At 45.9% G+C, this 25,336-nt stretch carries 21 protein-coding genes; 6 read left to right on the top strand and 15 right to left on the bottom strand.

What is annotated here, in order from left to right:
- Positions 1-35: 35 nt before the first annotated feature.
- Positions 36-395, bottom strand: coding sequence for a hypothetical protein (locus GXP65_RS04050; protein ID WP_045416343.1), 360 nt, complete (start codon positions 393-395; stop codon positions 36-38).
- A gap of 146 nt (positions 396-541) precedes the next feature.
- Positions 542-1,075, bottom strand: coding sequence for a GNAT family N-acetyltransferase (locus tag GXP65_RS04045; protein ID WP_045371333.1), 534 nt, complete (start codon positions 1,073-1,075; stop codon positions 542-544).
- 600 nt (positions 1,076-1,675) lie between these two features.
- Here GXP65_RS04045 and GXP65_RS04040 point away from each other — a divergent pair.
- Positions 1,676-1,924, top strand: a complete 249-nt coding sequence (locus tag GXP65_RS04040) for a hypothetical protein (protein ID WP_038888678.1) — start codon at positions 1,676-1,678, stop codon at positions 1,922-1,924.
- A 7-nt stretch (positions 1,925-1,931) separates the two neighbouring features.
- Here GXP65_RS04040 and GXP65_RS24995 read toward each other — a convergent pair whose 3' ends face one another.
- A complete protein-coding gene (locus GXP65_RS24995; protein ID WP_005428989.1) occupies positions 1,932-2,099 on the bottom strand; it encodes a hypothetical protein in 168 nt (55 codons plus the stop codon).
- A gap of 322 nt (positions 2,100-2,421) precedes the next feature.
- Here GXP65_RS24995 and GXP65_RS04035 point away from each other — a divergent pair, with 322 nt between their 5' ends.
- Positions 2,422-2,898 carry an Lrp/AsnC ligand binding domain-containing protein gene (locus GXP65_RS04035; protein WP_005449899.1) on the top strand — a complete coding sequence of 159 codons (477 nt, stop codon included), beginning with the start codon at positions 2,422-2,424 and terminating at the stop codon, positions 2,896-2,898.
- 80 nt (positions 2,899-2,978) lie between these two features.
- Here GXP65_RS04035 and GXP65_RS04030 read toward each other — a convergent pair whose 3' ends face one another.
- Positions 2,979-3,686 (bottom strand): hypothetical protein, encoded by a 708-nt coding sequence (locus tag GXP65_RS04030; RefSeq protein WP_038888680.1) that lies wholly within the window; start codon positions 3,684-3,686, stop codon positions 2,979-2,981.
- A gap of 636 nt (positions 3,687-4,322) precedes the next feature.
- A complete protein-coding gene (locus tag GXP65_RS04025) occupies positions 4,323-6,161 on the bottom strand; it encodes an ABC transporter ATP-binding protein (RefSeq protein WP_162092081.1) in 1,839 nt (612 codons plus the stop codon).
- A 406-nt stretch (positions 6,162-6,567) separates the two neighbouring features.
- Between GXP65_RS04025 and GXP65_RS04020 the strand changes: the two genes are divergently transcribed.
- Both GXP65_RS04020 and GXP65_RS04015 read left to right on the top strand, forming a co-directional pair.
- On the top strand, positions 6,568-7,569 hold the full coding sequence (locus tag GXP65_RS04020) for an arginine deiminase-related protein (protein WP_005429011.1): 1,002 nt from the start codon (positions 6,568-6,570) through the stop codon (positions 7,567-7,569).
- Between the two features lie 264 nt (positions 7,570-7,833).
- Positions 7,834-12,576, top strand: coding sequence for an Ig-like domain-containing protein (locus GXP65_RS04015; protein WP_162092080.1), 4,743 nt, complete (start codon positions 7,834-7,836; stop codon positions 12,574-12,576).
- 79 nt (positions 12,577-12,655) lie between these two features.
- Here GXP65_RS04015 and GXP65_RS24990 read toward each other — a convergent pair whose 3' ends face one another.
- Positions 12,656-12,832 (bottom strand): hypothetical protein, encoded by a 177-nt coding sequence (locus GXP65_RS24990; RefSeq protein WP_005429013.1) that lies wholly within the window; start codon positions 12,830-12,832, stop codon positions 12,656-12,658.
- 452 nt (positions 12,833-13,284) lie between these two features.
- Between GXP65_RS24990 and GXP65_RS04010 the strand changes: the two genes are divergently transcribed.
- The gene (locus GXP65_RS04010; RefSeq protein WP_162092079.1) at positions 13,285-13,878 is read left to right on the top strand and encodes a lysozyme inhibitor LprI family protein; all 594 of its coding nucleotides are present in this window, start codon (positions 13,285-13,287) and stop codon (positions 13,876-13,878) included.
- Positions 13,879-13,929: 51 nt separating this feature from the next.
- Here the strand turns inward: GXP65_RS04010 and GXP65_RS04005 are convergent, their stop codons facing one another.
- From GXP65_RS04005 to GXP65_RS03965, 9 genes are all read right to left on the bottom strand, one after another.
- Positions 13,930-14,325 carry a hypothetical protein gene (locus GXP65_RS04005; protein ID WP_005429015.1) on the bottom strand — a complete coding sequence of 132 codons (396 nt, stop codon included), beginning with the start codon at positions 14,323-14,325 and terminating at the stop codon, positions 13,930-13,932.
- Between the two features lie 67 nt (positions 14,326-14,392).
- Positions 14,393-16,444, bottom strand: coding sequence for a glycoside hydrolase family 3 N-terminal domain-containing protein (locus GXP65_RS04000; protein WP_162092078.1), 2,052 nt, complete (start codon positions 16,442-16,444; stop codon positions 14,393-14,395).
- 318 nt (positions 16,445-16,762) lie between these two features.
- Positions 16,763-17,287 (bottom strand): YgjV family protein, encoded by a 525-nt coding sequence (locus GXP65_RS03995; RefSeq protein ID WP_010453753.1) that lies wholly within the window; start codon positions 17,285-17,287, stop codon positions 16,763-16,765.
- A gap of 323 nt (positions 17,288-17,610) precedes the next feature.
- Positions 17,611-18,240, bottom strand: a complete 630-nt coding sequence (locus GXP65_RS03990) for a bifunctional 4-hydroxy-2-oxoglutarate aldolase/2-dehydro-3-deoxy-phosphogluconate aldolase (RefSeq protein ID WP_005429019.1) — start codon at positions 18,238-18,240, stop codon at positions 17,611-17,613.
- A gap of 9 nt (positions 18,241-18,249) precedes the next feature.
- Positions 18,250-19,227, bottom strand: a complete 978-nt coding sequence (locus GXP65_RS03985; protein WP_162092077.1) for a sugar kinase — start codon at positions 19,225-19,227, stop codon at positions 18,250-18,252.
- A 3-nt stretch (positions 19,228-19,230) separates the two neighbouring features.
- The gene (gene uxaC, locus GXP65_RS03980; RefSeq protein WP_162092076.1) at positions 19,231-20,643 is read right to left on the bottom strand and encodes a glucuronate isomerase; all 1,413 of its coding nucleotides are present in this window, start codon (positions 20,641-20,643) and stop codon (positions 19,231-19,233) included.
- A 12-nt stretch (positions 20,644-20,655) separates the two neighbouring features.
- On the bottom strand, positions 20,656-22,119 hold the full coding sequence (locus GXP65_RS03975) for a fructuronate reductase (RefSeq protein ID WP_162092075.1): 1,464 nt from the start codon (positions 22,117-22,119) through the stop codon (positions 20,656-20,658).
- An 81-nt stretch (positions 22,120-22,200) separates the two neighbouring features.
- On the bottom strand, positions 22,201-23,502 hold the full coding sequence (locus tag GXP65_RS03970; RefSeq protein ID WP_009706640.1) for a TRAP transporter large permease: 1,302 nt from the start codon (positions 23,500-23,502) through the stop codon (positions 22,201-22,203).
- Positions 23,503-23,516: 14 nt separating this feature from the next.
- A complete protein-coding gene (locus tag GXP65_RS03965) occupies positions 23,517-24,029 on the bottom strand; it encodes a TRAP transporter small permease (RefSeq protein WP_009706639.1) in 513 nt (170 codons plus the stop codon).
- 322 nt (positions 24,030-24,351) lie between these two features.
- On the opposite strand from GXP65_RS03965, the gene GXP65_RS03960 reads away from it, so the two are divergent.
- Positions 24,352-25,335: a TRAP transporter substrate-binding protein gene (locus tag GXP65_RS03960; RefSeq protein ID WP_061009026.1), complete on the top strand. Its 984-nt coding sequence runs from the start codon at positions 24,352-24,354 to the stop codon at positions 25,333-25,335.
- Position 25,336 lies beyond the last annotated feature (1 nt).

Raw genomic sequence — 25,336 nt, 5'->3', positions numbered from 1 at the left:
AGGAAACTGATAGGGTTCCTTCGTGGTGTAGCGTATCAATGACTATTCTCCACCTCTTCTAAGCCTATATTCGATAGTTGTTGTAAGTTTCGTTTAAGCGGAAGCGTTTTTACTTCGATTAAGATTAGGTTGATTAAGCCGCCAAGAGAAATCGCTGCAATCACCGCACTAAGAGCACTTCCTTGAGCAGCCAAACCATATAAGCCAACACCAAGCATTAAAACAAAGCTTATCAGTTGTATGGTTACGTGACTTTGAACGATATAACAACCGCTTTGGTAATCTTTTACAATGTAAACAAACTGCCCGAAGCTACCGAGTTCTACTTTGACTTTTCTATCTAACGCATGACAGCGGAACCCTAGTTGATTGAGAGATTTCGCGAGGCTTTCCATGCCAATGACTCCATGTTCTATCTAGTTATCTTTTGCACATCATAATGTCACGATGAGAGCCGCTTAGTTTCGCTGAACAACAAATCTAAGAGGCAAGTCCCACCGTACACTCAGTGCTTTCTTTAGTTTGCGGAACGCTTTCAGGTTTAGTTACTCGCATCAAATCTGCATTGGTAGACGCAAACTTCGCGTTCTACGCCTTGCATGCCAAGGATTTTGTTTCCTATATAAGGCACATTTAGTTTCTTTATCACTGACTTTGAGCGTTGATTCTCTGCTAAGTGCATCACACGAATACCGACGAGTTCGAAATATGATTGAGCAAACTCAACTAGGGTTTTAGATGCTTCAAAAGCATAACCCTTTCCCCAGTAAGGCACGCCAATCCAATATCCCAATGTACCGTACCCGTCTTCTATTCTCGGTAAACTCACCGCACCAAGCAGTTCCCCTGTGCTACGCGATGTAATGGCATAGACGACACCTCTGCGCTCATAGAACATAGGGCCATGCCCATCTATCCATGTTTTTGCCATTGGTGGTTCGTAAGGGTGTGGGACGTTAGCGGTCATATCTGCGATGATTTTTTCACCAGCGAGCAAAGCTACACGCTCACAATCGTTGTGATGAAATGGGCGAAGAATAAGTCGTTCGGTGAAGAGAGTGGGTTGTGCTGGCATCTTGGTTTTACCTCACGGATTGGGTGCTCCAGACATCAAGATCTGGTCAGAAGTAGCATCCAAGTATCTTAAATAGCTAAATGGGAATTGAACACCCGCTTCATTGGTTCTGGGTTGGGCACCGCGAATCACGTTAAACATCGTTCTTGAGGGAGAGAGCGTGGGACACTACTAAGTCACGATCACTAACGCGTCTGGTGATGGGGTGATGAAGTCTAGCATGTGTTTTGAAATTACATTCTGCACATGAAATTTGACCTGATTAGGACATAATTCACACTGTAAATTGCTTAAATTCGCATAACGACCCCCTTACTTCTATTTCAATCCAATGTGTGAAGTTTTCTGTAGAGAAATGTAAAGATAAGCACTCAATAATATGTAGTGTGTGATGGTTCATTGTATTGCATACATAGGTGTTATTTTTCATTGTTCGGTCCGAAAGCAGGCGGACTGACCAAGGTCTCAGTTTTCGGGCGCGTGTACGGAAATTTTTGGAGTTAGGACACAAAAAAGAGAAGGGGCTTTTTTATTGTGGAATTATTTTGAACAAAATATGTCAATTGTCAGTAGTAACGAAAAATACAGGGAGAGATTGTAATGCCGGATATCTATTGCTCAGCTTGTAGAAGAGCAACGCAGCACAAAGTGATCATGAAGCGTTGTGAACCAGAGCAAATCCAAACACTGACAGGGAAAGTGGTGAGCTTCACACAATTAATGGCCAAGTTCGTAACTGGTGAACATTATTACGAGATGGAACCACAATACTACTGTCGCTGTTGTAACCATCGCGCTATTGGTGAAGTGGTTCAACATCCAGCGCGACAGACATCAGCGATCATGTAATCGGCGTTTACGCAGCCAGCTCTTTTTCTGTTGCGAAAGGTAATCCATCGATCATGACTGGCCAGCCATAAGAGGCATATTCAGACGCCAGTGACTTTGCGACCTCGTGCGAAACGGTCGTGTACGTCCATTCGCCAACACCAAACGGCTTGTACGCGAGTTGTAGGGTTAACATTGCTTTCTCCTTGATATTTTTGCCTATTATTGCCTTACAATTTGGCTCAATTCTTTTCTTAAAAGCTCATATTTTTCTCTTCAAAGTTCACCATTCCATTTTTTTGTTAACAAATTTATCTAATAAATAAAGTTACCTAGTTTGCTCAATATATTTATAAATTACATACATAAAAGTTTTCATTTTTGGAACGGTTGGTGCTTTTTTGTACGGGGCAATCGTTAAATTTATATGGGTTTCACACGATGTATATTTCACTATTTGCAAACTGAATAGTTACTATTAATCTGGTGGCTCCTGGGTTGTTACAAGGATGTGGTTAATGAGTTATCAACTAGATAGAATTGATTTACAAATTTTGAGAGTGTTGCATTCTCGAGGGCGAATTCCAGTGGTGGAATTAGCAAAGCAAGTGAACTTGACCACATCACCATGCTCTGAACGCGTAAAAAGGCTGGAGAAAGAAGGCTACATAAATGGCTATCACGCAGAGCTCAATGCAGAGAAGCTTGGCCTAGATGTACAGGTGTTTATTCATATTCGTCTTGATCAAACCAGCTTCTCGATTTTCGAGAAATTTGCCAAAGCGGTAGAGCTCATGCCTGAAATTGAAGAGTGTTATTCGTTGTCAGGTGATTTCGACACCATGATTAAAGTTCGAGTAAAGAACATGAAGGCTTATCAGGAATTTATGTCGAGTAAGCTTGGGACACTACCGGGCGTGATCCAAACTCGAAGTGAAGTGGTTATCGAAGAACATAAGACGGGATTTGGTGTGAACCCTGAATTACTCGGTTAATAAGATTGGGGATACGTCGATATCAGACACAAAAAAGGAGCCATGAGGCTCCTTTCGTATATCAAGTTCTGGTTAGTTTTTTATGCGCTTACGAATGTGGTTAGTACACCGATAAGGCCACCAAACACACCGCCCCAAACCACGAGCCAACCAAGGTGCTCTTTAATCATCTTCTGCACGATTTCTTTAACCAAAGCGGGTGTCAGCTCACTCAGGCGCTGGTCAATGATGCTTTCAATGTTCTGCTTGATTTCATCCATCATTGCAGGCGATTCCATTTGCTCTTTTAGTGCTTCCTTAATGGTGTCGCTCTTGCTTAGCTCAATAATCGACTCTTGCATTTTTTCCACGAACGGTTGGCGCATGGGTTGCAGTGCTTCTGCACCGCCAAACATTGCAAGCATGCCACCAAACTGAGAGCCTTCGATGACTTCGACCAATGAATCAAAGGCTGGGTTTAAATCGACTTTCTCGATCACAGGCTCAAGGTTGATTTTCATGCCGCCTGCCATTTCTTTATTTAGGAAACGGTCGATGTTTGCTTCAGTAAAGAATTGCTCCATCATCAAGTTTTTGATGGCCAATTTAAATTCTTCAAAACGTGCTGGAATGACGCCTGATCCGTATAAGCCGGGTACTTTTTCAAATAGCATATGAATGGCTAGCCAGTTAGTGATAGCGCCAGAAAAAGCGAACAGACCCGCGTACCAAAGGTAATCATTTTGAATGTGATATCCCGCACCCATCATGGCGATAGCAAGGATATTAGTCAGCAAACTTTTGTTCATAGTGACCGATTATTTATGAATTGATGAAGTAATAAGTGGGCATGATTTTATACCTAAGCGATAGGTAGATGCTAGGTTGAGCTCACTTGGATTTATTTGGGGAGGGAGAATTGGAATGCGCCAAAAAACAAAACCCGACAATCATTGTCGGGCCACTGCTTTTTCTTAGAAACTCTAAGATTATTTTTTATTGTGCTTTTAGAAGCGGAAGACCTTACGGCAAAGTTGGCATTTCCAGCGCTCTGAGTAGCCGAATAATTTATCCGCCCAACTTTGTTTTACTTGTACGATCTGCATTGAACCACATTTACACATAAGCTAATTACCTTATTATTAGATTAATAACTAAGCCATCAATTGAGTATAGCTGTTTCTCAAAAAGTGAAATTACAAATGAATCCAGCTTGCTACTCTGCGTTGTGTCCACTGCTAACGATTACGCAACGGGGCGCTATACTACCAGAAATTTTGTGACTTGCACCCATAAAAGTGTTTCATAAATGAGATTTTTAGTGATCGTGATCACTAATTGTGTGTGGTGAAATATTGGATGGCTTAAGTGGATATAGTAAAATCGTAGAAAAAACGGCGCTTAGAGCGCCGTTTTTTTGGGGTATTTATTGGTATTGAAGCGCATTAACTCTCTAACTCTTCACCAAGGAAACCACCCGTTTGGTGTGCCCAAAGCTGTGCATAAATGCCGTTGTTGGCAATAAGCTCTTTGTGCGTGCCTTGCTCCACGATGTTGCCTTTATCGAGCACAATCAAGCGATCCATCTGCGCAATGGTCGACAAACGGTGCGCGATGGCGATAACCGTTTTGCCCTGCATCAGCTCGTTCAAGCTCTCTTGAATGGCGGCTTCAACTTCTGAATCCAGTGCTGAAGTCGCTTCATCAAGCACCAGTAAAGGTGCGTCTTTTAGCAGCACGCGTGAAATCGCAATACGCTGGCGTTGACCACCAGACAGCTTCACACCACGCTCACCCACTTGTGCGTCGTAACCCACGTTGCCGAACGGGTCGGTTAGGGTTTCGATAAACTCGTGTGCGTGCGCTTGCTTGGTCGCTTTAATCAGGTCCTTTTCACTTGCATCTGGATTGCCATACAAGATGTTATCGCGGATTGAGCGATGCAGCAGGGACGTATCTTGTGTCACCATACCAATCTTCGAGCGCAAAGAATCTTGCGTGACGCTTGAGATTTCTTGCCCATCAATCTTGATGCTGCCTTCTTCCACATCGTGGAAACGTAATAACAAGTTCACTAAGGTTGATTTACCTGCGCCAGAGCGCCCAACTAAGCCCACTTTCTCACCCGGTTTGATATTAAGGTCGAGGTTGTTAATCACGCCTTTTTTCTCACCATAATGGAAGCTCACGTTGTCGAAGTGAATACCGCCTTGAGGCACTTGCAGATCTTTCGCATTGGCTTTGTCTTTGATGTCGATAGGTTTAGACAGCGTCTTAATGCCATCTACGACGGTACCCAAGTTTTCAAATAGGGCACCGACTTCCCACATGATCCACATCGACATGCCGTTGATACGCAGGGCTAAGCTGACAGCAATCGCAATGGCACCAACGCTTATCGCACTATCCAACCACAAATAAATCGATAGCGCAGCTACCGAGAACACCAATAGATAGTTGGAGATCTCCACCGCAACGTCGAAGCCGGTTACCAACCGCATTTGTCGATACACGGTATTTAAGAAGCCTTTCATGCCTTCTTCGGCGTACTCGGTCTCTCGTTTACTGTGCGAGAAAAGCTTAACGGTTTGAATGTTGGTGTAGCTGTCTACAATGCGACCTGTCATGGTTGAACGTGCATCTGCTTGCTCCGTAGCCACGGCCTTTAGTTTCGGGACAAAGTGGATCTGAATCGCGATGTACGCCATTAGCCAAACCAACATTGGGATCATCAAGCGCCAGTCAGCGGCGGCCAACATCACGATGATGCTGGTGAAGTAAACCAAGACATAGACGAAAACATCCATCGTCTTCATGACGGTTTCTCGCACCGCCAGAGAGGTTTGCATCACCTTAGTGGCAACACGACCTGCAAAATCATCCTGATAGAAGTTCAGACTTTGATTGAGCAAGTAACGGTGCGCAAGCCAGCGAACCGACATTGGGTAGTTACCCAGCAGAGTTTGGTGGATCAGCAGAGAGTAAACCACCACCAAAATCGGCATGATAACCAGCAGTAAGGTGCCGTAGAAAATAAGGTCCGCTTTGTTGTCTTGCAAAAAGGTTTCTGGGTTGCTGGTGGACAGCCAATCAACCAACTGACCCATGGCACCAAATAGAGAGACTTCTACGATAGCCACAATCGTCGACATGATCGACATAATGATCAGCGGTTTCTCAAAGCCGCGCGTGTAATGGCGTAAAAACGCAAAGATCCCCGCAGGGGGTTGATCAGGCTGTGATTTGGGGAACGGCTCAGTAAAGCCTTCAAATCGTTTAAACATAACTCATCCTAAAGTTAATAGTTGCCATCTCAGTAATTGAATCCATCAATTCTTCCTGCCTTGGACGAAGCAGTTAATACCGAGTATGAGATAAGACATATTGTGGTCTGCTAGCCAGAAAAGCAGACGTTTTTGCGTATGTGTGAGAGGCGAAAAAATAGTCTAACCGATTGCTTTTTAAATGTAACTAGTTGGTTATAAAGAATTCGCTAGTGCATTATTCTTGAGATGACCATTCACGCGTCACAAAACAGTAAATCGGCAAAGTGACAATAAAAAGTCGGGTTAATGGTGGCTTTTCCAGTAATTATTACTTCTGCGTGAGGGAATTATTATTAAAAACAGCAAAACTGAAGTTAACAATAAATTTACAATCTCATCATTCTAGTGAAAAGGAATGTATTGGATGCTATTACACGAATCAGTGCCTCAGAATGCACATGGAAAAGAAGAAAGCACGCAAAGTGCTCTGCGTCATACCGCGAACTGTGTTGTGATGGTGCCGCCGAAAGAGTTTCGTTTTAACGAAGAAACTGCGCAAGACAACGAGTTTCAACACCAAGTATCGCTAACCCAAGAAGAAGTCTCACGTAATACCATGGCTGAATTTGTTGCGATGGTTGAGACCTTGCGAAACGAAGGCGTGCAAGTGGTTGAGTTTGATTACCCTCAATCTGACATCGCTACGCCAGATGCAGTGTTCCCGAATAACTGGTTTAGCACTACCCCAGAAGGTACTTTGTATACCTTCCCGATGGCGTGTGAAAACCGTCAGCATGAGGTTCGCCCAGATGCGTTGGTCGCTGCATTAGCGCACGCGGGTCGAGAAGTGCATCAACAAGACTCACTGACCGAATATCTAGATGAAGAAGCCTATCTAGAAAGCACAGGCGTGATGGTGTTTGACCACTTCAATAAGACCGTTTATGCCGCGCTCTCGCAACGTTGTGATCGTCTGGTGTTAGAAGATTACGCCAAGCGCATTGGCTATGATCGTGTCATTTCGTTCCAAACTCGTTTGCCTTCTGGCGCACCGATTTACCACACTAACGTGATGATGGCGGTGGGTGAGCAGTTCTGCGTGATTTGTGATGAGGTGATCCCTGAGTTTGAGCGCCGCTTTGTGCTTAAATCGTTGGCGAAAGACAAGCAGGTTATCTCGATTTCACTTGAGCAGATGAACCAGTTCTGCGGCAACATTCTACAACTGGAAACGGTACGCGGCGATAAGGTCATTGCTATGTCTCAATCAGCTTACGATGCGTTCTCTCCAGCACAAAGAAATCAACTAGCGACACACGGTAAATTGCTGCCATTTGACGTTTCTACCATAGAATCGATTGGTGGTGGCTCTGTACGCTGTATGTTAGGCGAAGTGTTCCTACCAAGCCGCAAAGCCGTGTTGTAAACCAACCCTGAGTTTCCCCCAAAAAGCACCATGTTGAAAGATGTGGTGTTTTTTATTCGTTTTATCTAAGTAAGACGCTGAGAATGAATACCAAACCATTCGTTTCATCTTAATGTGCTCTGAGTATGATTTTATCCATACATCCTGCAGGTGTACTAGTTAGCTGCTATTTATATGTATTGTGTTTCATATAAATATAAAGGCTAGTTTATGGTTACGATCAACACGTGCAGAAGGGCGTGGTTGTATTGTTTGATAGGAGTAATGTCATTATTTACCGTCTTTGGCTGTAATGACTCTATCACTGAAACGACCACCTCATTAACATCTCAAATTTCTCACCAACAAAGCTTATCACTTAACGTCTCTAATCGAGTCGATGAGACAGAAATGTCCAATCTAGAACTGCTGTTTGTTTTTGATGTTGCTAATCAGGATGAGACGTTTGCCGTTCGAGTGCAAGATGTTTTAGGAAGAGAAGTGGCTGGTTTCCATCAAGGGGAAGCATTTCAAAGTAATGTCGTGGTGGTTCCTGAGTCTGGAATTGTGCCATTCACCTTTGACGTCGATAACGCCAGCGATGTGAATAGTGGAGTGGCTAAAATGACGGTGATTGTAAGAGGTGATGGCTTCTTCTCTAACTCTCAAGTGTTTGATCTTACCCAAACCACCATGTCGGATAATTACTGGATTGAGATTGTCCCTAAGTCAGAAACAGCGGAGGAGGCGACCACATTTGTTGAAGAACGTGTTGAGCTAGATGGGCACGTGACCCGCTCTTCCGTTGATGTTGCAACGGTGGCCAAAGATGACAGCACGGACGGAGGTAAAATCCTTGATGGTGCGACCGCTAAGTTGTCGATTCCTGCAGGAACAGGATTCATCGGTGAAGATGGACAGCCTTTTACGCCTGTAGGAGAGGTTTCTGTTTCGATGATGCTATTTTCAGCGGATCCAAAAGGCCTAGCTGACGATGAGAATAACCCGCTATACCTTTTCCCTGGTGGTTTATCGCCAGACGGGTTTGATGGCGAGCTCCCAAGCGATATCACCTCACCTGACAGCGTGACCTTTATTTCTGCCGGTTTTGTGGCGATTGAGATTGGCGATGAAAGCGGTAACAAAGTGTCTTCATTCGATGGAGAAGGCGTCAATTTGGAGTTTGAAGTGCCAAAATCCACGGTGAACCCGCAAACGGGCGAGCCTTTGGCGTTAGACGATGGCACGATCCCTATTTGGAGTTACACCGACTCAATGGGTAAATGGCGCTACGAAGGTGATGCCGTTATAGAGCAAGAAAACGAAAACACCTTTACCGTCTCGAAACCAATCACTCACCTCTCATACTACAATCTGGATTGGTACGGACAAGATCGCTGTCAACTTGATGTCGATGTTGTGGATGCAAATGGTGACCCCAATAATCAAAAACTGCGCCTTTCCTTTGCCAAAGCTGGCGGTGGTTGGGCTTACAAACCTTCGGGTTGGGGTGATAACCCTGAGAAGCTAAATATCAATCGAGTACCTGCCTTCGCTGGTCACTTTGATTTACTGGATAGCCAAGGCAACAGTTTATTAGCGTCGATTGAAGTGGACGGTGAGGTCATTGAAGTAGCCGATGGAACAGAGGGGCTCGATCTCGATGACTTCTGTTTTGGTGTATCGAGTGACTCGACTAAATCCTTCAAGGTGACCTTAAATATTGTAAACCCTCCTCGTATTGATATCGAAACCGGACTGTCGTTAGTTTGTCCAATCGATGAAACGAAAACTCAAACCGTCGACTCAGGTTACTACTACCTTTACTCTGGTTATTCTTACGAAACTTCGGGCCAAATGAATGGAGATACCATCACTTTCTCCAACTTGGTCGAAGACGGGTTATATCGTCTCTACTACTACGGAGGACAAACTTGGGCCCAAGTGGAGTTTACTGCCAAAGCAGATACCACCAACATTTCTCTTATGTCGCTTCAGCTTTGTGACAAAATTGAACAAGCCATCAAGACCCGTTTGGTATGTACCGACGATGATATGGCTGTCACACGCTTTAAAGCAGCACCTGATACGTATTTCTGGATGTACAACCGAGACTATTCTCATTACCTATGGGGAAGAACAGACGCTGACGGTAACAGCACGCAGGGTGATGCGGTCGAGTCAATTGAATACATCGGTTCCGCCTACTCTTACTTCGAGAGCCGTTACTACTGGGGTGAACGTACAACCGTTACGACCAGTGCGGATAACGCGATAACTTTTGATATTCAGTTACCAAGCTCTAACGAATATTGTCTTGCTGAATTGCCGATTGATTACCTTCAAACGTTCGTTTTTGCTGAGAACACAGAAGCGCTGGCGGACGGTGTCGCAGAAATCATTATTACTGTTCAGGAACGAGATGAGTTTGGTACGGCTCGCGAATCAAATTCCGGCACTCTGACATTGACGGCTGAGCCATCTGAAGGGGTAGTCATCTCAGATGTTACCTCCAATGGTGATGGCACATACAGCGCTAAAGTAACCTCAACAAAAGCGCAAGAAGTGGTTATCTCCGGAGAGATTGATGGCAATGCATTAGGAGGCTCTGCTACGGTGGAATTTGTGGCTGTGGTCGATTTCTCAAATGCCGTGTTTAGCCGAGATAAAGTGTCCGCCAATGCTGATGGAAGTGAGCAAATAACGGTCACTGTTCAGCTCAAAGATGCGGATGGAAATGACTATGCATCGTCTGGTGGTGAAATTACGTTTGGCGAGCACACAGGGCTAACTTTGGCGTCTTCTCAAGATAATGGTGACGGCACTTACACCGCAGTGTTCACTAGTAAAACGTCACAAACCTTCAATATCACGGCTTCCATTGCCGGTAGTGCGCTATCTAATAACATCGATATCGAGTTTACTCCGGTGTTAGATACCGACAGCGCAGATCTATCAGTTGATAAGAGTTCAGCTAGTGCAGATGGCGTTGACGTTATCACTGTCACCTTGCAGCTAAAAGACAAAGAAGGGAATGATTACACCAGCTCTGGCGGTACAGTCACATTCGATACACCAACTGGGTTAACTCAGGTTGGTAGCCAAGATAATGGGGATGGCTCTTACACAGTGAAATACAAGAGTTTGACTTCAGGATCTTACTCTGTCGGGGCATCACTGGATGGCAGTAAATTTACTGAATCCATTTCCTTTGAATTTACTTCAGTTCTTGACCTCAGCAACACTGAATTTACTCGTGATAAAAGTTCTGCAAATGCTGACGGTAGTGAAGTGATCACGGTGACGGTTCAACTGAAAGACTCTGAAGGGCAAAGCTACACTAGCTCCGCAGGTACTTTATCGTTTGATGAACCTTCAGGATTGACTCTGATCTCTTCGACAGATAACGGCGATGGAAGCTATACGGCGAAGTATTCAAGTACGACTTCAGGGAGCTTTACTATTGGTGCCTCTTTAGCTGGCGACAGATTGAGTAATTCAATCGACATCGTATTTTCTCCTGTCCTTGATCTAGCAAATACAGCGTTCAGCGCGGACAAGAGTTCTGCCAATGCCGACGGATCCGATGTGATCACAGTAACCATTCAATTGAAAGATACGGAAGGTAACAACTACACAAGTTCAGGCGGTACTCTGGACCTCTCATTACCAGCAGGCGTGAGTGTAGTTACTTCTCAAGATAATAGTGATGGTACTTATACTGTGAGTTTCTCTAGTTCGATCTCCGGTACTAAATCAGCAGGAGTATCTATTGGGGGAACCCATTTATCCAGCTCTATTTCTTTGTCTTATGCTCAAGTCTTAAATCTATCTGCAGCAGCGTTCAGCCGTGATAAAGACTCCGCGAATGCAGATGGTAGTGACCAGATCACCGTAACGGTTCAGCTAAAAGACACCAATGGTGCTGACTATACATCGTCCGCGGGGGAGATTTCATTCTCTGTGCCTAGTGGGGTAACGGAAGAATCAAAAACATACAACGGTGATGGCTCGTATACGGCTGTCTTTACAACGGTGAACGCAGGTGCTTATACCCTTGGTGCGAGTATAGGTGGCACTCAGTTGGCTAATGATATTGAGCTTACTTTTAATGCCGTCATTGATTTATCACAGTCGACATTGCAAGCCGATATCACCACCATCGCGGCAGATGGCAGTAGTACTGCTCAATTGACCATCACGCTGCAAGACTACGCTGGCAATGCGTTTGTTCCAGCATCGAACAGTCCTGAGCTCACGATTACAGCGGGCTCTGCTGATATGACTGATTTAGTGAATACTAGCGATGGGGTGTACACAAGCAACATTAGCTCTAGTGTTGTTGGTGAGGTCACTGTTACTGCGACCTATGACTCAGGAACCGTTGGCATGCTAAACCTCACATTTGAGGCTTTACCGCCAAGTGATTCTCAGTCTACCATCACAAGTGATATTTCTACCTTTGGTGTGGGTGGCGATCATAGTGCAGTTATCACGGTTGCTTTAAAGAAAGCTGATGGCAGTGCTTACACAGAAAGCTACGGTGATTTGGTGTTGAGCCCGGAAGGTACGGGGCTAAGCTATGGTACTCCTGTAGATAATGGTGATGGTACGTACACGGTGTCAGTTACTGCAGATACTGCTGGCAGTTATGTCGTGAGTGCTACCGTTGGGGATTTAGTACTGACAAATACGGTGTCGCTCACTGTTACTCAAGTCGATGTTGCTCAAAGTGGCGCGACTCCTGCCTCGATAACAGATTCAACAACGATAACTGTTACCTTACGAGACAGCTCTGGCAACATCATTACGCATGGAGGGCATAATATTAGTGTTCGCTTTGCGAGTAGCATTATCAATCAATTGGGCATTGCAACATTCGGTGATGCTCAGTTCAATAGTCTAGACGGTACGTATGATGTAGCGGTTACATGTACTACTCCGACTGAGGGCGATAGTTATAACGTGTCGGTTAAGGTGGATGATTATAGTGATGTGGTGGCTACTATCCCGTTGAGTTGTCCTTAATTAAATCAGCTACGCTTTGTTATTAAAAATGCCACTCAACACTGAGTGGCATTTTTATACGTCGTTTTTCTAAGATTGTTTAGACCGAAGTAACCAACTCTCTTTCATGAGTGTGTTCTTGGTTATCATGACAGCAGTGACTGTGGTGGTCCTCGTAGCCGTCGTAAGCACATTCGCCGATGTTATTTCTCGGACAGATGAAATAATTGCTGCGATCAATCATCTCGGTTTGACAAACTGGACAGTATTTTTCCATTACAACCTCCCACAATAGCGATTGAAAATTTCGTCCGTAGACACGAGTTCAAGAGTAATTTTAGACCCTAGATTATGACCGTGGTGTGAAGGTTTCATGTGTGGATCAGCCCGCTTAACGAGTCTTGACAAAGCTCTGACAATAGGAGGCTTGGTGCATATTGCGAGGTACTTCTTAGGCGTATGATTTCAAAAGAAAAGCAATAATTTCCCCGTGCTTTGTTTACTCTATGCCTGGCTGTATTCCCCTCTATTTTTTCAGCAACTTTTCGAAGCCATATCACAAATACTGTCATTGGGATCTGGGGATAAATATATTTTTTATTGGCACTAATCACATGCCTTGAACTCACCTTATTTACTTCATCATTTAAACGTTGAACAAGTCTCTGTTTCTCAGTTTGAAAAGAAGTTGACTAGACTCAAGATGACGGAAGATCAGGGAGAGATTTTATGAAGGTATCCAACATTTTAGTGGCGTTGACGATGAGTTTTTTCACTGCTGGCGCTAGTGCAGCCAGTCCATCATTCGATTGCAACAATGATTCTTTAAGTGGAGCTGAGCAAGCCATTTGTCAAAGTGAAATGTTGAGCCAGCTTGATAGACAGATGTCCGAAGTCTACAAAAAGGCGAAAGCGGTGGACGATAAACAAGCTGGTCAACACACGCTGAAAGCTGAGCAAGTTGGTTGGATTCGAGGGCGAAATGAGTGTTGGAAGAGTAATGATGAAGAACAATGTTTGAAGCAGGAATATGAATACCGAATTGCAGAACTTCAAACGCGTTATAGACTCGTCGGTAACTTTGGGGCGGAATTTTACGCTTGTGACGGAAATAAAGCGAAAGAAGTGGTGCTAACACGTTATATGACGGATCCAACTACCCTGATGGCTGAGTTTGGTGACAGTTCCGTTTTTATGGCAGCCTCAGATAAAGATGGTCTCTTCTTGGGTCGAAACGAAAAAGTTCAATACGAGGACGAAGGAATGGTTGCCGTTCAATGGGGATATGAGGCACCTCTTATGAAGTGTAAGCTCAGAGATTAACCTTCAAGAATAAACAAAAACAAGGTCAGCTACTGGGCTGACCTTGCTGATTTAACATGCCTCAGCATGATGCTCTTGTTGAAAGCGAGAATCTTGCTTTGAGTGTTTTGGTACAAAACAGAGTTTGTCTGCGGACATCTTCAAACCATTTTGCATCTTGATATGAGTCACTGCCCAAATCACGCACCCATGAGGGAGGTTGAATAATGAACGGGTTTGAGTGAAAAGTACGCCATCATCATAAGCAGGTGTAACGTTGATAGCTTTGCCTTGCCATGCCTGACGAACGCTTTTTACATCAATATTAGGCACAATCAGTGAGAGCATTTCTGGCTCAACATCCTTGACGACTTTTAAACAAATGCGGCAACCGTCGTAGTATTGCTCCACCCAAACTTTATGGGGAATGCTTTGGTCAACCCAGTCTAACTGCAGTATGTGTTCCATGGTTTATTCCTAAAGTAGATCCAACAAAGGCAGCGCCGAGACACTGCCTAGTTAGGTGGGTAAAAGGTTATTCGTAACTTAGCCCGTGACCGAATTCGTACAAGGTGTCGGCTTCGTCATAACCTGGGTAGTCAGAGTGCTGGTTCAAAATCGCTTGCGCGCTGTTTGCCAGTGCAAATGGAAGCTTGCCTTGAGGAGCAAAGTTGCCTGAAAGGACTTCCATTAAGTTGCTGTCTGATACACCGAAGGTGGCTAAGATTGCGCCCGACTTTTTCATGTTACTTGCGTCATCCAATACAAACGGTTGACGGAAGTTAATCGAAAGCACGGTATTTTCTGCGCCAACTTCACTCATGACAGCTTGGATATCGGTCAGACTTGGCTCAATTTTCCAAGATGCTGCGGTTGCCATTTGGCTGAATGCCAACAGGTCGAGTTCATCTGGGTTTGCACCACCAAAGATAAGCTCAGGGTCCGCACCTTCATTGGAAACACGCACGCGAATAACGGCGTAATCGGTGCCTGCTGGTACTGGTGGGCGAGCTTCACCATCTTCATAATCACCTGAGGTCACATCAAAGCCATAGCGCTCGTCACCAGCGATGGTTTCATCCATACCCATCACGTAGAGCGAAACTGCTTTGTCGGCGCTTGGTTTGGCGAGCGGCAGTGTCTTGTCTGTGTTTTGCAGCAGAACCACGGATTTCTTCTGAGCGTAGTCTGCACGTTCTTGATGTTCGGCGTTGCCTAAAATCTCTTGGGCTTTATCGACGTCCACATACGTGTTCTCAAACAAACCAAGTTGGAACTGCTCTTTGACCAGACGAGTCACTGAAAGATCGACGCGCTCTTCGTCAATCAGTCCTTTGTTGACCAGATTTACGATGACGTCTTTATCGTTAAAGCCAGAGAGAACGTCGACGCCAGCTTCGATAACCATCGCAACTTGCTCGTCGATGGTTTTATCTTCCACACCCCACGCACGGTCGCCGATGATACCTGTATCGGAGTTAACGTTGCCGGTATAGCCCAGCTCACCACGCAGCAGATCGGTCACAATGCCTTTAGAGAAGGACATGCCCACATCATTTGGCATCCACTTTTGATCTACTGGTATGCCGTAATAAGGCATGATCGAAGAGGCACCAGCATCAATTGCGGCAATAAACGGGATCAAGTGATAATCAAAGTTGTCTTTTGGATAGACTTGGTTTTGCCCAAAGTCGTAGTGAGGATCACCGCCGTTTTCTTGAGGGCCACCACCAGGAAAGTGTTTGATCGTAAGGGCGATACTGTCTTGGTCAATGGCTCCGCCACCTTGTAGACCGTTGATCAAAGAGCGCATGATATCTGCCGCAAGATCCGCGTCTTCTGTAAAGGTTTCATGTACGCGGTACCAACGAGGCTCTGTCGCCAAATCCATCATGTAGCCATACATACTGCGTAAACCAATCGATGACCATTCTTCATTCATGATGCCCGCAAACTCTTCAATCAGCGCCATATCGCGAGTGGCTGCAAGTCCAGCTTCTTTTGGCCAAGCCGAGAATGCACCCGAAGAGACGTTGATACCCGCTTTTGCGGATGGGTCGATGTGGTTGCGTGCATTGGACTTAAATAGAGCAGGGATACCCATGCGGGTTTTCTCTCTCAGCTCTTGAACACTGTTCATGAAAGTCGCTGCTTCTTTAGGTGAAATCTGGCAGCCAGAGCGCCCGCTATCACAGTTTGGCGCGTTTACTGGGGTTTCCACCACGTTGTTACGGAAGATAAAACGGGTCATCTGAGCATCGGCGATCATGTCTTGACCTTTGCTTGTCACGACACCGCCTTCACCGGAGTTTAGTGTGTCGATAAGCATCATGCCGGCTTTCTCTTCAAGCGTCATTCGGCTAACAAGATCGGTGGCGCGTTCTTCCGGTGTGAGACGCCAATCTTCAAACGGCTCTAACGTTCCGTTGCCATTGGAATCTCTAAATTGATAGCCGTCAACGCTGAGTACGTCGTGTACTCGAGAGAAGACTTCTGGTTGAACATAGCTGTTGTCATCGTCGGATGAATTACACCCTGCGAGAACAAGCGCCACTGCGATAGGAGTGAGTTGGGTAAGGCGTTTCATGTCGCTGTCCTAATGTTGGTATAGTTGTTTTTCCAGACCAATATTAGTAATTAGTGCAATTTTGGTTAACCAAAATAAATTAAACTGAAGATTTGGATCACCATATTTTTTATTTAGGTGATTTAACTCAATATATAATTAAAAATAGGTTGACCAAATTAAATGTGATCTTAGTTTTGTAGTCTACTCATTGTTGTTTAAATCGTTTAAAATCAGCACCTTAAGTTTGTGTTATGTCGATTCCAAATTCTATGTAACGCTATGGTTGTTATCGCTTATGCCAAAATTATTATCAGGTGAGAAAAAGGGCTAAATACATTAGCCCTGATTTAAAGTTTGTGTTTGGTTATTATTTTTACTCGATTGATACAAGCGATATATGGTCAGTAAATTGGTGATGATAAATGTACTCTCGACTAATGAACCACCGATAGAGCCAAGCCAAATATTGTGGCTGACCCAGCAGAAGGAATTAAACAAAATTAAGCTACGTAGCGTGATGCCTTGTTTGGAAAAGAGCGCCCAAGTGGCGACGGACGATCCGATTACCGTGAGTAGCTCAAAAAAGTGAGTGATGTTTGGTAGGGTCATCAGCCACATAAGAGCAATGAAGAACCACATTACTTTACGTGATTGAGTTTTGATTGAGGCGAAACTGCGAATGCCATTAATGATCACGCCAATGGCGGCGACGGTTGCGCCCATCAGGGTAAAGTGAATACCCATGATGAAACAAAACGCCATCATCTGATAGCGAAAGCGCATGTCGTCTTTCTGCCAGAAGGCCATTACGCCAACCATAAACGCGATGCCACCAATGCCTTGTGCTAACCAGTTTTCCATTTATTTCCCTAGAGTGTTGTTCTTTGAGTTATTTCCATTAAGTGAGTAAGCAATGGTCATCCTTCAAAGTTGCCAATTTTTTAGAGTTTGATTCACTCTGTGAGTAGATCCTGAATCACGCTCGTGCCTCGCTTTTCAGGATGACGAATAGGGAGATATTTGTCATTCCGACGAGCCTCGGCGAGATCAGGAATCTACTTACCGCGATAACCCAATCAATTGAGTAATGCTTTGAACGAATCAGCCCTCCACAAAGGGAGGGCTGGGCACTTTATCTAATTCGCTAAGGGGTTACTCAAGAGCCTGAGATTACTTACCAATCATTACTCATTCACAAGCGCTACTGCTTCGCGAGTCAGGCGTGCAAGCTCTTCCCAGTTGCCCGCTTCGATCAGTTTCTTGTCTACCATCCACGTACCACCACATGCCAATACGCGCGGGATAGCTAAGTAATCTTTGATGTTCGCAGGATTAATGCCACCAGTAGGCATCAGTTCGATGTCGGTGTATGGCGCGAGCAGTGATTTCACCATGTTGATGCCGCCAGAGGCTTCGGCAGGGAAGAACTTCAAGGTGGTTAATCCCATTTCCAGTGCGGCTTCAACTGTGCTTGGGTTGTTTACACCCGGTACGATATCAATCCCGATTTCTTGGCACGCTTTCACGGTATTTGGGTTAAAGCCAGGCGATACGATAAAGGTTGCGCCTGCTTCTTTTGCTGCAATTGCTTGCTCTCGGTTCAGTACCGTACCTGCGCCAATCAGCATGTCTGGCTGGGTTTCACGCAGTAGACGAATCGCTTCTGCAGCCGCTGCTGAACGGAAGGTGATTTCAGCCGCTGGTAATCCGTTTTCTGCCAGTACTTTACCCAGTGGGATAATGTCTTCTGCTTTATCAATGGCGATAACTGGGATGACTTTCAGAGCTTTCAATTGTTCTTTAATGCTAGACATGAATGTTCCTTAAACGACGCCAAGCGCCGGTTGTGTGAATGCTTTGGGAATGATGGCACCGCGATGTTGAATCACAGCACCTGCTAGGGCGTTGCCTCTTTGACATGAAGTCGCGAGATCGGCGCCAGCAAGGTAAGCCGATAAAAAGCCACCATTGAATGAGTCGCCCGCCGATGTGGTGTCCACCACTTGAGCGACAGGTTGGGTTGGCACGGCTTGTGGAGCCAGAGCCGCGCTCGAACCCTGATTTGTTGAGTCTTGAACTAAGCAGCCATCTGCGCCGAGCTTGACGATGCATTTGCCCACGCCAAGAGAGGTAAGGCGTTCAATGGTTTGCTCTGGTGTTTCGTCACCCCAGATCAATTGCTCATCATCAAAAGTCACCAAGGCAACGTCCGTCAGTTGATACATGGCTTGGTAAACGTTTTTGACGGTTTGATTATTGTCTTGAGGCCATAGTGCTGGGCGGAAGTTACTATCAAAAGCGATTTCAACACCTTGGGCTTTAAGTTCGACCAATAAGTTGAGCAGTGAAATTCGGTCTTCTTCTGGCAAGATGGCTAAAGAGATACCGCTGAGAAACACCGCATCCACTTGAGTTAATGCTTGCTTAACCAGGCCAAAGTTAGGATGTTGAAGTAAGTAACGTGCTGCTGATTGATTGCGCCAATATAGAAACGTACGCTCGCCTTGGTCATCAAGCTGAATCAAATACAAACCCGGCGTGCGAATCTCATCGCGCAGCACTAAATCTGTTGAGACGCCTTCGTCTTCCCAGCGAGTCAGCATACCCGTGCTGATTGGGTCTTTGCCAAGCGCTGTAACGTAAGAGACTTTGACTTCATCAGGTTTGTTATTGGCTTCGCAGCCGCGGCTCAAATAAACCGCAGCGTTGAGCGTATCCCCACCAAATGTTTGATGCATTGAGCCGAACGGTTTGCCATTCAGCTCAATCATACATTCACCAATAATGGCGATGTGCTTCATTGGTTACGCCCTCTCTTCAAAGTAGCGTTTTGCGTTACCAAAACAGATGTCTTCGACCATAGGACCAAGTAACGATAGGTCATTTGGAACTTCGCCGTTCTCTGCCCAACGACCGACCATGTCACATAAGATGCGGCGGAAGTATTCGTGACGAGTGTAAGACAAGAAGCTGCGCGAGTCCGTTAACATGCCGACGAATTGGCTGAGCAAACCAAGTTGAGAAAGCTGTTCCATTTGGCGTTGCATGCCATCTTTCTGATCGTTGAACCACCAACCCGAGCCAAACTGCACTTTGCCCGCGATGCCGCCACCTTGGAAGTTGCCAATCATGGTCGCCATCATTTCGTTATCACGAGGGTTCAAACAGTAAAGGATGGTGCGAGGCAGCTCATTGGTTTGGTCCATTTCATCCAATAGATGTGCTAGTTCAAAAGCAAATGGGCGATCGCCAATCGAGTCAAAGCCAGCATCAGCACCTAGTAGTTGGAACATGCGTGTGCTGTTGTTGCGTTGTGCGCCAATATGAAGCTGCATGACCCAGCCCAATTGTGCGTAGCGTTTGCCGAGCCAAACTTGAACTGCGGTAGAGAATTGCGCACATTCAAGCTCTGACAGTACTTCGCCACTCAAACGACGGGTCAGCAACGCATCTAAATCAGCTTCGCTTGGAATTGGCGCGTAACGGACGATCTCAATGCCGTGGTCTGCCGCACGACAGCCATGTGCATCGAAGTGTGCCAAACGTTTATCAAGCGCACTCAATAAATCATCAAAGCGGCGAATTTCAATGTCTGCTACTTCGCCCAATTTGTGCATGTAATCCGCAAACACGTCCAATTCAATCTTGAACGCTTTATCCGGACGCCAACTCGGCAGCACTTTAACGTTAAAGGTGTCGTCTTCTGCGATCTCTTTGTGGTGTTCTAGTGAATCAATAGGATCATCGGTCGTGCCCGCCATTACGACGTTCATTTGCTGCATGATGCCGCGAGCCGTAAATTCAGGTGTCGCAAGCAGCTCATTACATTGATGCCAAATTTGGTCAGCGGTGTCTGGGCTAAACAGCGTATTGGTAATGCCGAATGGGCGACGCAGTTCTAGGTGCGTCCAGTGGTAAAGCGGGTTGCCCAAGGTTTGAGGAACCGTCTTCGCCCACGCCATGTATTTGTCATAATCGCTCGCATCACCCGTAATCAAGCGCTCTTCAATGCCTGCCGAGCGCATGCCACGCCATTTGTAGTGATCGCCTTCAAGCCAGATTTGACCCAAGTTATCGAACTGACGATTTTGCGCCACTTCCGCTGGGTTTAGGTGGCAGTGGTAATCATAAATTGGCTGGTGGAACGCATGCTCATGGTACAAGCGACGTGCAGTTTCGTTTGAGAGTAAAAAGTCTTCACACAAGAAATTCTTCATCGTTAACTCCTATTACAACGCAGCGACAGTGGCACGAGCACCGTTATCGATTAGCGATTGGTAAGCACTGCTCACCGCATCAATCACTTGTGGGTTTTGACCAAGCTCTGCAGGGAAGATGGCTTCAACAGCGAGCAACGCAGGCACAACAGAAACGTTCAAGCCGTGTTGGTCGCAAATCTGACGTAGTGTCTCTGCCATTGGATCGCGAACATCAATGTCGTTGCCTTGCTCGTCCACGCCAGATACGTAGCGCATCCAACCTGCAATCGCTGTTGCTAACCAAGAGAAGTTAGAACCTTGAGCAAGATGGAATCGTAAGCTGCCGCCCATGCGTTGTGGGATCTTCTGGCTGCCATCCATCGCGATTTGCCATGTTTTGTGTTTCAAGCTTGGGTTAGTGAAGCGCTCGATAAGCAGCTTGGCGTAGCCTTCTAAATCGGTGCCTTCTGGCATGGTCAGAGAAGGGGCTTGTGCTTGCATCATCATGTCGAATGCCGCTTTGCGGTAACCTTCATCTGTCATGGTGTCAGAGATGTGCGCATAACCACCAAGGTAGCCTAGGTAGGCCAAGAACGAGTGGCTACCATTTAGCATGCGCAGCTTCATTTCTTCGTAAGGCACAACGTCGGCAACAAATTCTGCGCCAGCCACGTTCCAATCTGGGCGACCTGCCACGAAGTTATCCTCTATAACCCATTGGCGGAATGGTTCACAAGCGATGCCACATGGATCTTCACAGCCAAGTAGCTCAGCGATTTCAGTCAGCGTCTCTTCGGTTGCTGCTGGCACAATGCGGTCAACCATGGTGCAAGGGAAGGTAACGTTGGTTTCAATCCAGTCGCGCAATTCTGGGTCGAGCAGTTGAGCGAACTCAAGTACCGCTGCTTTTGCTACGTGACCGTTCTCTTGCACGTTATCGCAAGACATCACGGTAAATGGCGTCAGACCGCGTTCACGGCGTATCTTCAGTGCTTGCACGATGTAACCCAGTGCTGACTTTGGTTCAGTTGGGTTGACAAGGTCAGCAATGACTAGCGGGTTGTTTTTATCAAGCGTGCCCGTCGCTGGGTCGGCGCAGTAGCCTTTCTCGGTAATCGTCATTGAAACGATCGCTACTTGTGGCTCTGCCATTTTTTCTAACACCGCTTGAATGCTGTCGAGGCTTGGATGGAGTGATTCAGTCACTGACCCAATCACTTTTACCTCTGTCGATTCTGCGCCTTTCTCTGCCACAGTGTAGAGGTGGTCTTGGGCGCGCAGCGATTGAATTAAGTCTTCACCACCAAATAGGTTGATTTCGCAAATGCCCCAGTCAGAGCCTGTTTTGCTCAGCATTTCATTGGTGAATAGAGCTTGGTGTGCGCGGTGGAAAGCACCGAAACCAAGGTGAACAATACGGCTTTTAAGTGTTGAGCGGTCGTAGTCCGGAAGCAGAACGTGGTCATTCAGAGTGGAGTTCGAAATAGTCTTCATTTTGGTATCCCTTTTCCCGCAGGCGAACCTGCGGGATGGTGTATTTTAGTAATGCGTAATCTAAAACTTATAACCAAGCGCTTAGTAGCCAAGAACAAGGTTAGGCAAGAACAGGCTTAGCTGAGGAATAAAGGTTACGGCCATTAGGGCTGCAATCAGTGCAACGTAGAATGGAAGTAGAGGCTTAATCACTTTGTCGATGGCAACGTTCGCCACAGAACAACCGATGAACAACGCGCTACCTACTGGTGGGGTACAGATACCGATAGCCAAGTTGAAGGTCATCATGATGCCGAAGTGTACAGGGTCAATACCCATATCCAGTGCGATTGGCAGGAAGATAGGCGTAAAGATCAGTACCGCTGGTGTCATGTCCATGAAGATACCGACAATCAGCAGAATGACGTTGATGATAAGTAGAATCATCATTGGGTTGTCAGAGATAGCAAGTAGGGCGTCTGCAATCATGTAAGGAATATCGGCGTTTGCCATCGCCCAAGACATGCCCATTGATGCGCCAACCAGTAGCAATACGATAGAAGTGGTCACCGCAGACTCTAGGATGATCTTTGGAATGTCACGCCATTTCACTTCGCGGTAAATCAACACCGCTAGCACAAAGGTATAAACCACCGCGATAGCTGAGGCTTCTGTTGCCGTAAAGATACCGCCAATGATGCCACCCATGATGATCACAATCAGTGCCAAAGATGGGGCTGCTTTCAAGAAGGTATTCCAAACCATTGCCAGAGAAGGACGTGCTGCCACTGGATAGCCACGACGTTTTGCAATGATGCCCGCCACCACCATGATGCTTAGACCCATCAAGATGCCAGGAATGTAACCCGCTAGGAACAATGCCGCGATAGACGTACCACCAGACACTAATGAGAACACGATCAGTGTGTTACTTGGCGGAATCAACAAACCAGACGGGCAAGAAGTGATGTTCACTGCTGCAGAGAAGTTCTCATCGTAGCCATCTTTTTTTTGCAGAGGAGACATGGTGCCGCCAACCGCTGCTGCAGACGCTACCGCAGAGCCAGAAATCGAGCCAAACATCATGTTCGCCATTACGTTCACGTGTGCGAGTGAACCAGGAAGGCGGCCACCAAGCACTTTTGCAAAGTTGATAAGACGTAGTGCGATACCACCTTGGTTCATGATGTTACCCGCCAAGATAAAGAACGGGATTGCTAGTAGAGCAAAGTTATCAAGGCCTGCTGCCATACGCTGCGCCACAACGGCGATAGCAGGTTCTAGCGGTAAGCTCATTAAAATAGTGGCTAGCGATGACAAACCGATAGCGAAAGAAACCGGTACGCCAATCGTCAATAAGACCGCGAAGCTACCGAATAGGGTGAGAATTAATTGCCATTCCATTGTGGAACCCTCGATTAATCAAGTTGTGTGTCGGTGAGTAGGGCTTCACCAGACGTCAATTGTTTTACACGGTCGAAAGCAAATACCGCAGAGTAGAAGATCATCAGTGCGCCACTGATTGGTAGGCAGAAGTAGATGTAGCCCATTTCCAAGCCAAGCGCTGGTGTTAACTGGCCAGTTGCCAGTGTTTTCAGTGCCAGTTGTGTACCGCCGTGAACCAACACCACGTAAGAGAACAGTGCGATGGCAATTTGGATGACGATTTCATTGATGAGTTTGCGCTTGCCTTGCAGCTTCATTGTTAGCAAGTCGATCGCAAGGTGACGTTTAAGACCAGTGGTGTATGCCGCGCCAATTAACGCAACCCACATAAAGAGATAGCGAGCAAGTTCGTCAGTAACGGTGCTTGGTTTGCCAATCACATAGCGTGATAACACTTGCCAGACTACGCAAATGACGAGGAAGGTCGAGAGAGAGACCGTAAAGGCGGCCAGCCCCCTGTTGATGTATTTGACCAATTTATTCATTTTTATTTCCTTTAAGTAAATACGCGTACCTCATAACAACTGGTTAACCAATGTAAGAAGTTGTTTCTGTGTAGGGCAGTAACATACGCTAATCTTTCTGGTCGGATTATAAGTTAGCCGATTTGGTTGTCACGTGAGCAGGTTCACAATTGGATTGGTTGACCAATTTAAGGGTTGTGATTGTGATTTTGGTCAATCAATTTGCATTTTTGTTTTGACGATAGGTTTTTTGATCGCCAATAATGGCCTCGAAACAAGAAATACCGTTAAAAAATTAAAACTACCCTACATATTGGACAACCAATCCAAGGAGAATAGAACAATGATGACGCGTAAGACTCTTTTAAGCGCTGTAGTCGGTGCTGCAATGACCTTCGGCGCCACCGCTTCTGCTTATGCTGCGACCACTTTGAAGCTGAGTCACAACCACCCTCGTGACCATGCCGTGCATAAAGCAATGGACTTTATGGCAAAAGAAGTTCGTGAAATGACAGACGGTGAAGTTCGTATCCGCATTTACCCTGATGCACAGCTAGGTACACAGCGTGAATCGATGGAGCTAATGCAAAACGGCGCTCTAGATATGGTGAAGAGCAACGCGGCAGAATTGGAAGCTTTCTCCCCAGCTTACGCAGCATTCAACATGCCTTACTTGTTCCGCGATAAAGACCACTACTACAAAGTGACAGACGGTGAAGTAGGTCGTGAAATCCTGAATTCTTCAGCGGACAGCGGCTTTATTGGTGTGACTTACTACGATGCCGGTGCGCGTAGCTTCTACACCAATAAACCAATCAATACGCCGGAAGATCTAAAAGGTCTGAAAGTGCGCGTACAGCCAAGCCCATCAGCGATTGCGATGGTAAAAGCGTTAGGTGGTAACCCAACACCATTGGCATACGGTGAGCTCTACACAGCATTGCAACAAGGTGTTGTGGATGCTGCGGAAAACAACATCCCATCGTTCAGCTTGAGCCGTCACAGTGAGGTATCAAAGTACTTTAGCTTAGATGAGCACACTATGGTTCCGGATGTTTTGGTTATCTCAACGAAGACTTACGACAAGCTAACGCCAGAGCAGCAAAAAGCACTGATGAAAGCAGCAGCAGACTCTTCGGAATACATGAAGAAACTATGGGCTGAATCTGAAGCGAAAGAGCGCGCGAAAGCAGAGAAGATGGGCGTGACATTTGTGGAGCCAAATAAAGCAGCATTTGCTGAAGCGGTTCAACCAATGTATGCGGACCTAGAAAAGACAAATCCTGAATTAAATGAATTGGTTGAGAAAATTAAAGCCGTTCAATAAT

Origin of the sequence: Vibrio sp. LB10LO1 (genome assembly GCF_010092875.1) — a bacterium.
Taxonomy (GTDB): domain Bacteria; phylum Pseudomonadota; class Gammaproteobacteria; order Enterobacterales; family Vibrionaceae; genus Vibrio; species Vibrio campbellii.
The sequence above is the reverse complement of the archived record's forward strand: the minus strand, read 5'-3'. Positions and strand labels throughout refer to the sequence as shown.